Raw genomic sequence first — 11,815 nt, 5'->3', positions numbered from 1 at the left:
CCCCTCTCGTCGGCCGTCAGGATAACGACGGCCGGTCGTGCGCCGCGTCGAAAGCGGCTGCGGTCCGGGCCAGCCGCCGGGCGAGCTGACCGAACGCGTCGGCCAGTTCATCGGGACCGACGACCTCGATGTCGGCGTCGAACCGGGCGACGGCGGCGGCGAGGCTCGGCCAGGACCACGATCCGAGGGTGAGCCGGCAGCGGCCGGTCCCGGCCTCCTCGACGACGCCGTCACGGCTGTAGAGCGCGACGGTGGCCGCCGGCCGGTCGAGCAGCACCGTGCCCTGGCAGGGCCAGCCGCCGGAGGTGTCCCCGGAACCACGGAACTTGCTGATGACAAAGCCGGCGACGTCCCCGCCGGGCAGCTCACGCGGGGTGAACCGGGGCCCGTTGGGGGTGCGCAGAGCGATCCGGTCGGCGCGGAAGGTACGCCAGTCCGCGCGGTCGAGGTCCCAGGCGACGAGATACCAGCGGCCGTCCCAGGTGACGAGGTGGTGCGGCTCGGCCCGGCGCGGGGGCCCGTCGGCCTGCTCGACACCGTAATCGAAGCGCAGCACCTCCCGGGCTTGGACGGCGGCGCTGATCGCCAGCAGCACGTCGCCCTCGACCGGCGTGGCGGGACGGGCGGAAGGCCGTTCGATCGCGGTGACCTGCAACGCGCTGACGCGGTGCCGCAGCCGGGCGGGCAGGACCTGCCGGATGGTGGTCAGCGCGCGGGCGGCCGCCTCGGCCAGACCGCTGCCCGCGGTGGAGGCGGCGAGCTGCAGGGCGACCGTGAGGGCGACGGCCTGGTCGTCGTCGAACAGCAACGGCGGCAGTTCGGTGCCGGCGCGCAGCCGGTAGCCACCGTCGGGTCCCTTCGCCGCGGCGATGGGATAGCCGAGCTCCCGGAGCCGGTCGACGTCCCGGCGCACGGTACGCAGGCTGACCTCCAGCCGGTCGGCCAGCAGGGTGCCCGGCCAGTCCCGGCGGGTCTGCAGCAACGACAGCAGGGCCAGCAGGCGGGCGGAGGTCTTCGGCATGACAGTGATTCTGCCCGGAGAAGAGGACACATCTTGTCACCTACGGCTGCGAATCTTGGTCTCAAGCAACCGAGACAGGAGTCATCATGAGCGTCACCACCACGACCCACCTCAACTTCCGCGGCGACGCCCGGGAGGCACTGACCTTCTACCAGTCGGTGTTCGGCGGCCAGACGGTCCTGCTCACCTACGCCGACGCGCACAACGTCACCGACCCGGCCGAGGCCGGGCAGATCATGTGGGGGCAGGTCCAGGCCCCGAACGGCTTCCACGTCATGGCGTACGACGTACCGGGGAACCAGACCTACAGCCCGGGCGACAAGCCGGTCTTCGTCTCGGTGCGGGGCACGGACGAGGCCGAGCTCACCACGTACTGGAAGGGTCTCTCCGACGGCGCGACCATCGTCCAGGACCTGGGCCCGGCCGGGTGGAGCCCGCTCTACGGCATGCTCAAGGACCGCTTCGGCGTGACCTGGGTCCTCGACGTCGCCGTCGCGTTCGCTCAGTAACGGAAGTTGGTGACCAGCGCCTTCAGGTCGCTGGACAACCGGGCGAGCTCCGCGGTGGTCTGCTGCGACTGGGTCACGCCCTCGCTGGTCAGCCGGGCCGCCTCCGCCACGCCGGTGATGTTCTGTGCGATGTCGGAGGTGCCGGTGGCCGCCTCGCTGACGCTGCGGTTCATCTCGGCGGTGGTGGCCGTCTGCTCCTCCACCGCCGAGGCGATGGTCGTCTGGAAGTCACTGATCCGGGCGATGACCCGGGTGATCTCCTCGATGGCGGTCACCGCCCCGGTGGTGTCGGCCTGGATCGCCTCCACCCGGTGGGAGATGTCCTCGGTGGCCCGGGCGGTCTCCTGAGCCAGATCCTTGACCTCCGAGGCGACCACGGCGAAGCCCTTGCCCATCTCGCCGGCCCGGGCCGCCTCGATGGTGGCGTTGAGGGCGAGCAGGTTGGTCTGCTCGGCGATCGCGGTGATCACCTTGATGACGTTGCCGATCTCGGCCGACGACTCACCGAGCTTGGTCATCGTGGCCGAGGTCGCCGCCGTGACCGCGACGGCCTGGGAGGCGACCTGGGCGGCCTCGGTGGCGTTCTGCGCGATCTCCCGGATGGAGGCGCCCATCTCCTCACTGCCGGCCGAGACGGTGTCCACGCTGCGGGAGATCTGCTCCGCCGCGGCGGACACCGTCTGCGCCTGCGCGGAGGTCTCCTCGGCGGAGGCGGCGATCTGCGTCGCGGTGCTCGACATCTCCTCCGACGCACCGGCCAGCGAGGTGGCCGAACCGTCGATCGTCGCGACCGTCGCCCGCAGGTTGACCACGGCGGCGTCGAGAGCCTGGCCCATCCGGCCGGGTTCGTCGCGGGACGTGAGACCGCTGGTACGAGTGAGGTCACCCGCGGCCAGGGCCTCGCAGACCTGCCTGACCCGCTGCAATGAGCGCACGATGCCGCGGGCGACCAGCAGCCCCAGCCCGAGCGCGAGCAGCGACCCGATGACAAGCAGCAGAATCGACTGGATGCGGCTGGACCGGTAACCCGATTCGGCCGACGCGGCAGCCTGGGCGGCGCTCGCGTCCTCCTCGGTCACCAACGTGTCGACGTCCTGCCCGATACCGTCCATCAGCGGGACGACCTCGGCGTCGCGGACCTTCTGGTAGCCGGCCAGGTCGTCGGCCTTGCCCAGCCCGATGAGCTTGGTCTCGACGACCTGCGCGTACGCCTGCCACTTGGACCGCAGGTCGCCGAACGCGGCCTGGTCGGCGGGGCCGCTGCTGTCGTACGCGCCGTACGCCGCGTCGAACTTCTGCTTGTCGGCCGCGAACGCGGCGACGTATTTGTCGGCGGTGGCGTCGTCCTGGGAGATCGCGACGTTGGCGACGTCCGAGCGGGCCTGCTTGACCGTCACGTCGAGCTGCCCCATGGCCTTGATCCCGGTCACGTTGCTGCTGTAGAGCAGCTGCGCGGACTCACTGGCATTGCTCAGCGCCGTCAGGCCGACCACACCCACCACGACGGCGACCCCGACCGCGACGGCGATCGCGGTGACGATCTTGACGTTGACCCCGAGGTCGGCGACGAAATGCCGGCCGGAGGCAGGACTCGTTGTGGCGCTCATCGGGCAGACTCCTGGGCCGCGTGCCGTCAGCCGCAGACCAGGCCGAGCAGGCACTGTGACGGGCATGAGAGGACACTCGGCCAGCCTGCCGGTCGATCCCCGGACCGAGGGACCGGCACCCGGGCTGTGGGTCTCAGCCCACGACGTCCTCTGCCGGCACTCCTCGGAGGACCGCACGACCGGTCCCAGCCACACTCTAGGAGCACGGAGCAGGCCAGGAGGGTAGTTCCGCTATTCCGGCGGGACCCGAGCGCCGGGGTGGACGGTACCGGTCGTTCCCCGCCCCCGGTAGCGGTCGGCGACCACGGCAGGCTGTTCCACGACCCGGCCCTCCGCCAGATCCCGGGCCAGTCGCAGATACTGCGCGTGCGTCCAGGCCAGCGGCGTCGCCGAGAACGTGGGCGTGCCCGGCTCGAAGCGGCCGCGTCCCGCCGGGGCGGTGTGGTCCCACACCTGCTCGGGGAGCATGCCGCCGGGCCCGGTGGCCCGGGTCATCGCGGCCAGCCGGGAGGCCGCCGCCCGCAGGTCACCGGCGGCGATCTCGTACTCGCCCCGTTCGCCGCTGAGCAGGGGCCAGGCCCGGCCCCGGGAGACCAGGGACCCCGGCGGCTCGTCGAACTCCCACTGGCTGCCGTCGAGCTGCTCGCCGAAGCCGTCGAACGAGGCCCGGTGCCAGAAGAAACCCCGCGGGGTGGCCACGCCGAGCTGCGCGTCCACCACGGCCAGGGTGTTCACCACGTCGCGGTCGGACGGCGGCAGGACGCCGAGGCGGACCAGGTCGAGGAAGCTGGGGTCGACCACGCGGCGCTGGTCCACATCGACCGGTCCACTGTCGCCGATGCTGTACGTGGTGCCGGCGTCCGGTCTGCCGTCCTTGGTCAGGCGCAGGAAGTACGGCCGGGCCGAGTACGGGCCGGTGCTCGTCACCGTCCACGCCTTGACCTTTTCCCGCCAGGAGTCGGCTGTCGCCAGATATCGCCGGCTCGACGCCGCGTCACCGTGGGAGCGTGCGAGGGATGCGGCACACACCAGCCCGGCGATGGCCGTGGCGATGGTGTTGGGCGAGTAGCCCGACTGGTTCTCCCAGCGTTCCTGCGGTGTGAACGGCGCACCGGGATAAGCGAGCAGGAAGTCGGCCGCCCGCTTGACGTGCGGCCAGGTGTCCCCGCGACGCAGCTGATAGGCGAGCACGATCGGCAGCGCCACTTCGTCGAGCTGCAGGCCGCCCCACACCGGCGTCCCGTCCACCTGGGAGTTCTGCGGGAACGAGCCGTCCGCCTTCTGCTGCACCCCGAACAGGAAGTCCAGGGCGCGGTTCGCGCCGGCGCGGTCTCCGGCGGCGATCAGTCCGGTGGCGATCTGGTAGAGGTCGCGCGACCACACCAGATGGTACGGGCCGGACGGGTCGTCGGTGCCGAACGCCCACGGGGAGGCCGGCGCCGCGACGTACGCCCCGGGGTGGGTCTTGTCCTCGGAGGCCGCGAGAACCATCGCGGACGTCCGGTAGAGCTGCCGCGGCGCGGGGCCCCGCAACACCCGCGGCGGGACGCTCAGGCCGGCCAGATAACGCTTCCAGCCGTACGCGTAAGAGCGTGCGACCGTGCCGAAGCCGTCCCGCAGAGAGCGCCGTGCAGTGGTCAGCGCGTCGGCGGCGGAGCCGGCGAAGCCGAGCGCGAGAGTGGTGTGCCGCCCCCGCAGCGCGGCCGTCTGCACCAGATTGCCGGCCGTGGCCGACGAGTAGCGCCAGTCCATCCGCCCGTCCCGCAGGTCGGTGATCCCGTCGCTGACCCCGGCGAACCCGCTGGACGTGGCGGCGAAGGAGCCGACGAGCGCACTCGACACCGCGCCGTCCGAGGCGAGCAACGCCCCGCCGGAGGTACGCCCCGAGTCGCCCGCCCGGGTGTTGCCCAGCGCCGGATCATAGACAGCGAACAGCCGATGACCCCGCGGCCCGGCGAACGACAGGTCGACCAGGACAGCCGACCGTACGGGATCGGTCGTGTAGTCGGCGGTGAGCCGCCACCCGGAGCCGTCGAACGTCTGGCGGAAGCGCAGGCCGTCGAGCTGCTCGGTGCGGACGGCGGCCGGGGCTGGGCCGCCGCGGGCGGTCACGACGAAGGTCAGGGAGCGGGCGCTCGGCCCGCCGATCGTCGGGTAGAAGATCTCGCCCAGGCCGCCTTCGCGCTGCACGGTGGCCCAGACCTTGCTCTCCCGCGTCCGCGAGGTGAGCAGCCCCGACTTGTCGGCCGGCAGGTACTGCTGATCGACGCCGGGGGCCCCGGGCGCCGCCCCGGTCGCGGGGGCGACGGGCGCGACCCCGAGCCCGGCCACCAGCAGGATGGGCAGTGCCGCCAGGATCGGTGCCATCTCGACCTCCTCGTCGCCGGACCCTCCTGGTCTACACCGGTGCCTCCTTGATCGCACCCGCTGCCGCCCCGGGCGACCGGCCGGTCGCCGGTCGAATGATGCGGATGCTGTGCTGAGCGGAGGACCTCATGACCGCACCGGGCTCGTCGCGGACGCGGTCATGAGCCGTCGCGCAACTCCGCCAGGCGGTCGGAGATGAAACGGACCTGGTCGAAGGTCACGGTGCACCCGTCGCCGGTGGGTGACTGGGCTTCGAAGCCGATCCGGTGGCCGGCAAGGTCGTCCCCGAGGTGGAACACCCGGATCAGCTGCCAGGTCTTGCCGTCGAGCGAGGCGTGGTAGGCGTAGGCCCGGTCGACGCGGGAGACGCGCAGCCAGATGACGTGGCCATCCACGGTGAAGGCGTTGGCATCGTCGGAGACGTCCCGGGTCACCACGGAGACGACCATGGGCGCCGAGGACGGGGAGAGCTCGAAGCAGAACTTCCCCCAGTGCCTCTCGTCGGCCCACAGCAGCAGGACCCCGGCGTCGTACTGAGCCCGGAAGTCGACGCTGATCCGCGCGCTCAGCTGGAAGTCGCCGCCGGGTGGCAGCCCGAGCAGAGTCGCGGCGTTCAGCAGGGTCTCGGCGTCCGCGGCGTCCGCGGCGTCCGCACCGCCGGGATTGATGTAGAGGTCGGTGTGAGCCGGGGCGTCGGCGACCACCGCCCCGGCCGCGTCGTCGTACCGCCACACATCCGGATGTGAGGCGGTCACGGGGAACGGAAGCGGGGATGCATCCAGAACGTGGCTCATGACGTTGCTCCTGTCGGGGCGCGGCGGAGCGCCGATCGTGGTGGCCCGAAGCCTAGCGGCGATCTCGACGAGCAGCAGATGCGGTGGCATCCTGCCGGGCCAGCCACGTCAGCATCACCTGGTTCAATTCCTCCGGCTTCTCCTGCTGGATCCAATGACCGCAGTCCAGGCTGACCACGTCCACGTCGGGGACGAACTCCGTCAGCCGTTCCGACCTCTGGACCACATCCCGGTCGCCGTAGATCATGAGCGCGGGCTGATGGATGATCGGGTCCACGTCCGCCAGCAAGCGCCAGTTACGGTCGAGGTTCCGATACCAGTTGATGCTGCCGGTGAAACCTGAGGTCTCGAAGGCGGAGACGAAGACAGCCAGTTCACTGTCACTCATCAACGAGTCGCCCGTCGGCGTCTCCGCGGTGGCGAGATCGATCATCACCATGCCCGGCGCCGGCGCTCCGAGTGGCCCGTTCTTGCGGTACAGGTTGCGCAGGAACCGGAACGTGTTCTTCTCCAGCACAGCGTCCGCTACGCCCGGCCGGCGATTGAAGTGGACGAAGTAGAAGTCGCCACCGAGGTATTCCTCCATGACCTCGATCCAGGGCCGTTCCCCGCGCTCCTGGTAGGGCAAGCTCAGGTTGATCACCGCGTTCACCCGGTGCGGATGCAACAAGGTCAGTCCCCAGACGACCATGGCCCCCCAGTCGTGACCGACGAAGGTGGCGTCCTCGTACCCGTAGTGATCCAGGAGGGCGACGAGATCACCCGACAGGTGGGCGATGTCGTAGTCGGTCACCTCGGCCGGACGGGATGAGTTCCCGTACCCCCGCTGGTTCGGGACGATGACGTGGTAGCCCGCCGCGGCCAGGGCAGACATCTGGTGGCGCCAGGAGAAGGCATGCTCCGGCCAGCCGTGACAAAGAACGATGGCCCGTCCCGCATTGTGCCGGCCGGCTTCGAAGACTTCGAGTTCAACTCCGTTGACCGGAACGATGGTGGGCTCGGGAAATGGGGTGGGACTGGTCGATGAGGTCATGGCGCCATGGTGCCGACCAGAACCGGTCACCTCCTGACCGGTTTTCGTGGAAGTGTTCCCGGGGTGCGAGCTGACCGGCTGATGGCCATCCTCTTCCTGCTGCAACAGCGCGAGCACGTGACCGCGGCCGAGGTCGCCCGGGAGCTGGAGATCTCCGAGCGCACCGCCCGCCGCGACCTCGACGCCCTGGCCATGGCCGGGGTGCCCGTGTACTCGACGCAGGGCCGGGGCGGCGGCTGGCGCCTCGTCGGCGGTGCCCGCACCGACCTGTCCGGCCTGACCGCGGGTGAGGCCCGCGCCCTGTTCCTGGTGGCCGGCCCGGCCTCGGCGGCCACGCCGACGGTGAAAGCGGCTCTGCGCAAGCTCGTCCGTGCCCTGCCGGAGCCCTTCCGGGTGCAGGCCGAGGCGGCCGCGTCGTCGTTCGTCATGGACCCGCAACGGTGGGGATCGAGCCGGATCGAGCCCCGGCCTCCGCGCCTGCTCGACCAACTCCAGGACGCGGTGATCCGCGGTGTCCAGGTACGGCTCGCGTACGTCGACGGCCACGGCGCCCGGACCGAGCGGACCGTGCACCCGCTGGGCATCGTCGCCAAGGGTCCGGTGTGGTACCTCGTCGCCGCCACCGGGGCCGGCCGGCGGACCTTCCGGATCGACCGCGTGTCGTCCGCCGAGCCGACCGGCGAACCTGTGCACCGGCCCGAGGACTTCGATCTGGCCCGGAGCTGGCGCGAGATCGCCGACGAGGTCGATCGCCGGCGGACGCCCCTGGAGATCCAGGCGGTGTGCACACCCGACGGGATGGGCCTGCTCCGGGCGATGCTCGGCGACCGGCTCGAGGTCGGAGGGGCCACGACCGACGGCCGCGTCGAGGTCGTGATCCGCGGCTACGACGAGTACGCCCTCGCGGCCGAGCTGGCCGGGCTGATCGAATGGCTCGAGGTGACCGGCCCTCCGGGCGTGGGTGACCATCTGGCCTCGATCGGCAACGCCCTTGTCGAGCGATACGCGACCGGACACTGGTCCGGCCGGACACCATGATCGCCGTCAGGCCGGGGCCTCAGGAGCTGTTCGCCGCGCACGCCGCCGTGGCGATGTCCGGCGCTCAGCTGCAGGATCACATGAACAACGCCCCGGCCGCACGCGACATCATCGGGCAGGCCAAGGGCATTCTCATGGAGCGCCACAGACTGACCGCCGACCAGGCGTTCTCCGTGCTCGCCCGGGCCAGCCAGCAATCCAGCAGCAGGCTCATCGAGGTCGCCCGCGCGCTGAACAAAACCGGACAGCTGGACCGGGCCCGCGGGTAGCAGCCGCCGGACGGCTTCTTGACACACTGCAAATGTTAGCGCAATCATTCAGCAGCATCGATGCTACTGGCGGTCGTGTGTGTTTGCGTAAACATCCAGCTTCGATCACTGGAGTCGAGTTGCGACGAGCTTTTCTCAGCGCGATCACGGCCGTGGCGCTCGCCGCGTCGCTGCTGACCCTGTGCACGCCGGCATCCGCGGCCACCAACGGCTTCCGCGGCGTCAACTGGGCGGACCAGCGCGACAACTACGTCGACGGCTGGGTCATCCCCAGCGGCCTGACCGCGGCCGACTCCTACGCCACGGTGCGGGCCAAGGCGGACGGCGTCATCACCGGCTTCCAGCAGCAGCTCGGCGCCGACACCGTCCGGCTGCCGATCAACCCGCAGAGTGTCAACTCCGACTGGTGGGCCCGCTACAAGGGCGCCGTCGACTCGGCGCTCGGGCACGGGATGAAGGTCATCCTGTCGTACTGGGAGGCGGACAAGGACGGCTACGTCGACGACCCCGCCGCGTGGAACACCATGTGGGACCGGGTCACCGGCGACTACGGCGGCAGCGGCACCGTCTACTTCGAGCCGATGAACGAGCCGTTCGGCTACAGCCTCGGCGCGTGGGTGTCGCTGTGCTCCACCTGGCTGTCGCGGCACGCAAGCATCCCGCGCGGACGGGTCCTGATCAGCGGCACCGGCTACAACGACAACGTGACCGGCGTCGGCGCGGCGAGCGCTCTCAACGGCACCCTGTTGTCGCTGCACTTCTACGGCTTCTGGGCCTCGGACACCACCCGGGCCGCGTGGACCACCAATCTCAGCAACCGGCTCGGGTCGTACTCCTCGCGGACCGTGATCGACGAGGCCGGCTCGCCCATGACCACCGGGCTGAACTACAGCGCGGGACACCAGGACGGGAACGCCTTCACCGCGTACCTCGCGGCCACGACGGACCTGGCCCGGGCCCGGCAGCTGGGCATCGTCTACTGGCCCGGGCTGCGCACCGGCGACACCTACTCACTGACCCGGCAGAGCGGCAGCGGCCTCGCGGTGAACAACGCCTCCGGCCTCGCCCAGATCCGCTGGGGCTGGGGCTTGTGACCACTCTCGGGAGGACTCCATGACCACAAGAAGGACGGTTCTCGCCGCCGTGGGAGCGACCGGGCTCGCCGTCGCCGGTGGCGCCCTCGGCGCGGGACCGGCGTGGGCCGACGCCACGATCGCCGTCAACCCCGGCGCCGACTTCGGCGCCTGGGAGGGCTGGGGCACGTCGCTGGCCTGGTGGGCGAACGTCTTCGGCGACCGGGACGACTTCGCCGACCTGTTCTTCACCCTGAAGAACGTGTCGTACAACGGCGCCACGCTGCCCGGTCTCGGCCTCACCATCGCCCGCTACAACCTGGGTGCCAGCAGCTGGAACGCCATCAACGGCGAGCGGATGGTGGCCTCGCCGAACATCCCGCGCTTCAAGCAGATCGAGGGATTCTGGCTCGACTACACCAATGAGGACCCGGCCTCGCCGGCCTGGAACTGGAACGTGGACGCCAAGCAGCGCGCCGCCCTGGTCAAGGCGACCCAGCGGGGCGCGATCAGCGAGCTGTTCGCCAACTCGCCGATGTGGTGGATGTGCAGCAACCACAACCCGTCCGGGGCGGCCGGCGGCGGGCTGAACCTGCAGTCGTGGAACCACCGTCAGCACGCCCATCACCTCGCCGTCACCGCCCGCTACGCCCAGGAGCGGTGGGGCGTGCGTTTCCGGACCGTGGATCCGTTCAACGAGCCCTCCGCCGGCTGGTGGCGCGCCGACGGCACCCAGGAGGGGTGCCACATCGACGCGCAGACCCAGCGCAGCGTGCTGGGGCACCTGCGTACCGAGCTGAACCGGGAGGGCCTGACCGGCGTGACGATCTCGGCGTCGGACGAGACCAACTTCGACGCGGCCCGGGCGACGTGGAACAGTTTCGACAGTGCCACCAAGGCACTCGTACGGCAGGTGAACGTGCACGGCTACGGCCCGGACACACGCCGCGACCTGCTCTACAACGCCGTCCGCGCCGACAACAAGGTGCTGTGGAACTCCGAGCACGGCGACAGCGACGGCACCGGCCTGGCCATGGCCCGCAACCTGTGCATGGACTGGCGCTGGCTGCACCCGACGGCGTGGTGCTACTGGCAGGTGATGGACCCGTCGGCCGGCTGGGGCACGATCCGCTACAACGGCGGCACGGGCGCCGCCGGGGCGGTCGAGACGAAGTACTACACGCTCGCCCAGTTCACCCGGCACATCCGCCCAGGCATGCGGATCATCGACCTCGGCGTGGACCACGCGATCGCCGGCTACGACGCGGCCGCCCGCCGCCTGGTCATCGTGGCGCTGAACGCGGCCGCCGCCCAGAACCTGACGTTCGACCTGTCCCGCTTCGGCCAGGCCACCGGCGGCACGGGCGGCATGGTTCCGCGCTGGTCCACCGTCCCGGGCGGCTCCGACCGGTACACCGCCCGTCAGGACCTGCGGGTGGCGGACAAGCGGATCACCGTCCCGTTCCCGGCGGCCTCGGTCCAGACCCTGCAGATCGACGGCGTGGTGGTGTGACGCGCGGCGTGGCCGAGGGGGCGTTGCCGGTGGTGATGCGGACCTCGTACACGTCGGCGGTGGTCTTGACGCCGAGGAAGGACAGGCTGCGGTTGGCCGTGGTGCCCTTGGGCACCGCCTGCCACCAGAGCTGGGTGCCCCACCGGTCGTACAGTTCGTGCCGATCGGCGTGAACAGGCGCTGCGCGCTGAACACGGTGAAGTTCTCCCGGTACTGCGGGTTGATGTCGCCGAACCGGACCGCGGTCTGGGTCGGGTTGTCGCTGTCCGCGCTGACCTCGAACTTGATGCGCTGCTATGCCGCACTGGGGGGATCGGGGACGGGCGCTGCGCCAGTACGAGGAGCTGGCGCGGCTGCTCGAAACCCACGTCGGCACCCGTCCGGCGCCGGAGACGACGGAGCTCCACAGCAGACTGCGCGGTCTCTCCCGGGCGGCATGATGCATTCTTTCCGGGTGTCACGAATGGGTGAGCGCGATTCGGCCGAGTTCTGCGGTCACGGTGGCGCGGTGTTAGCTTGCGATTGGCGGGTAAGAATGAATCGATGGCACGGGTAAATGATCGAGCGGGAGGTTCGCGGTGCGCCGGAATG

Annotated in this window: 11 protein-coding genes; 6 read left to right on the top strand and 5 right to left on the bottom strand. The window is 70.6% G+C overall.

The features are described 5' to 3' along the window. Positions 1-16: 16 nt before the first annotated feature. Entirely contained in the window at positions 17-1,021 is a 1,005-nt protein-coding gene (locus tag ACWEOZ_RS25770; RefSeq protein ID WP_451913228.1) for a helix-turn-helix transcriptional regulator, read from the bottom strand. An 86-nt stretch (positions 1,022-1,107) separates the two neighbouring features. On the opposite strand from ACWEOZ_RS25770, the gene ACWEOZ_RS25765 reads away from it, so the two are divergent. Continuing rightward, positions 1,108-1,530, top strand: coding sequence for a VOC family protein (locus ACWEOZ_RS25765; RefSeq protein ID WP_451913227.1), 423 nt, complete (start codon positions 1,108-1,110; stop codon positions 1,528-1,530). Here ACWEOZ_RS25765 and ACWEOZ_RS25760 read toward each other — a convergent pair. The 4 genes from ACWEOZ_RS25760 to ACWEOZ_RS25745 all read right to left on the bottom strand — a co-directional run bounded on the left by ACWEOZ_RS25760 (position 1,524) and on the right by ACWEOZ_RS25745 (position 7,448). Next, complete coding sequence (locus ACWEOZ_RS25760) at positions 1,524-3,137, bottom strand: methyl-accepting chemotaxis protein (RefSeq protein ID WP_451913226.1); 1,614 nt, start codon at positions 3,135-3,137, stop codon at positions 1,524-1,526. The two genes, ACWEOZ_RS25765 and ACWEOZ_RS25760, sit on opposite strands and share 7 nt — an antisense overlap. Positions 3,138-3,368: 231 nt before the next feature. Then, entirely contained in the window at positions 3,369-5,504 is a 2,136-nt protein-coding gene (locus ACWEOZ_RS25755) for a glycoside hydrolase family 15 protein (RefSeq protein ID WP_451913225.1), read from the bottom strand. 158 nt (positions 5,505-5,662) lie between these two features. Continuing rightward, on the bottom strand, positions 5,663-6,298 hold the full coding sequence (locus ACWEOZ_RS25750; protein ID WP_451913224.1) for a DUF1349 domain-containing protein: 636 nt from the start codon (positions 6,296-6,298) through the stop codon (positions 5,663-5,665). A gap of 52 nt (positions 6,299-6,350) precedes the next feature. Then, positions 6,351-7,448: an alpha/beta fold hydrolase gene (locus tag ACWEOZ_RS25745; RefSeq protein WP_451913223.1), complete on the bottom strand. Its 1,098-nt coding sequence runs from the start codon at positions 7,446-7,448 to the stop codon at positions 6,351-6,353. Between ACWEOZ_RS25745 and ACWEOZ_RS25740 the strand changes: the two genes are divergently transcribed. The 5 genes from ACWEOZ_RS25740 (at position 7,413) to ACWEOZ_RS25720 (ending at position 11,664) form a co-directional block, all read left to right on the top strand. Further along, entirely contained in the window at positions 7,413-8,369 is a 957-nt protein-coding gene (locus ACWEOZ_RS25740) for a helix-turn-helix transcriptional regulator (protein ID WP_451913222.1), read from the top strand. The genes ACWEOZ_RS25745 and ACWEOZ_RS25740 overlap by 36 nt on opposite strands. Then, positions 8,366-8,638: an ANTAR domain-containing protein gene (locus tag ACWEOZ_RS25735; protein WP_451913221.1), complete on the top strand. Its 273-nt coding sequence runs from the start codon at positions 8,366-8,368 to the stop codon at positions 8,636-8,638. The genes ACWEOZ_RS25740 and ACWEOZ_RS25735 overlap by 4 nt, the downstream gene beginning before the upstream one ends. 119 nt (positions 8,639-8,757) lie before the next feature. Continuing rightward, positions 8,758-9,732, top strand: coding sequence for a cellulase family glycosylhydrolase (locus ACWEOZ_RS25730; RefSeq protein WP_451913220.1), 975 nt, complete (start codon positions 8,758-8,760; stop codon positions 9,730-9,732). Positions 9,733-9,751: 19 nt separating this feature from the next. After that, positions 9,752-11,224: a hypothetical protein gene (locus tag ACWEOZ_RS25725; RefSeq protein ID WP_451913219.1), complete on the top strand. Its 1,473-nt coding sequence runs from the start codon at positions 9,752-9,754 to the stop codon at positions 11,222-11,224. Between the two features lie 296 nt (positions 11,225-11,520). Then, positions 11,521-11,664, top strand: coding sequence for a BTAD domain-containing putative transcriptional regulator (locus ACWEOZ_RS25720; protein ID WP_451913218.1), 144 nt, complete (start codon positions 11,521-11,523; stop codon positions 11,662-11,664). Positions 11,665-11,815: the final 151 nt, after the last annotated feature.

The organism is Actinoplanes sp. NPDC004185, from assembly GCF_053603475.1.
The sequence above is the reverse complement of the archived record's forward strand: the minus strand, read 5'-3'. Positions and strand labels throughout refer to the sequence as shown.

What these genes read in the sequence shown, in the direction of transcription:
- ACWEOZ_RS25760 (WP_451913226.1), bottom strand. Translation starts at nt 3,137, where the DNA reads ATGAGCGCCACAACGAGTCCTGCCTCCGGCCGGCATTTCGTCGCCGAC.
- ACWEOZ_RS25750 (WP_451913224.1), bottom strand. Translation starts at nt 6,298, where the DNA reads ATGAGCCACGTTCTGGATGCATCCCCGCTTCCGTTCCCCGTGACCGCC.
- ACWEOZ_RS25735 (WP_451913221.1), top strand. Translation starts at nt 8,366, where the DNA reads ATGATCGCCGTCAGGCCGGGGCCTCAGGAGCTGTTCGCCGCGCACGCC.
- ACWEOZ_RS25740 (WP_451913222.1), top strand. Translation starts at nt 7,413, where the DNA reads ATGGCCATCCTCTTCCTGCTGCAACAGCGCGAGCACGTGACCGCGGCC.
- ACWEOZ_RS25725 (WP_451913219.1), top strand. Translation starts at nt 9,752, where the DNA reads ATGACCACAAGAAGGACGGTTCTCGCCGCCGTGGGAGCGACCGGGCTC.
- ACWEOZ_RS25770 (WP_451913228.1), bottom strand. Translation starts at nt 1,021, where the DNA reads ATGCCGAAGACCTCCGCCCGCCTGCTGGCCCTGCTGTCGTTGCTGCAG.
- ACWEOZ_RS25720 (WP_451913218.1), top strand. Translation starts at nt 11,521, where the DNA reads ATGCCGCACTGGGGGGATCGGGGACGGGCGCTGCGCCAGTACGAGGAG.
- ACWEOZ_RS25765 (WP_451913227.1), top strand. Translation starts at nt 1,108, where the DNA reads ATGAGCGTCACCACCACGACCCACCTCAACTTCCGCGGCGACGCCCGG.
- ACWEOZ_RS25755 (WP_451913225.1), bottom strand. Translation starts at nt 5,504, where the DNA reads ATGGCACCGATCCTGGCGGCACTGCCCATCCTGCTGGTGGCCGGGCTC.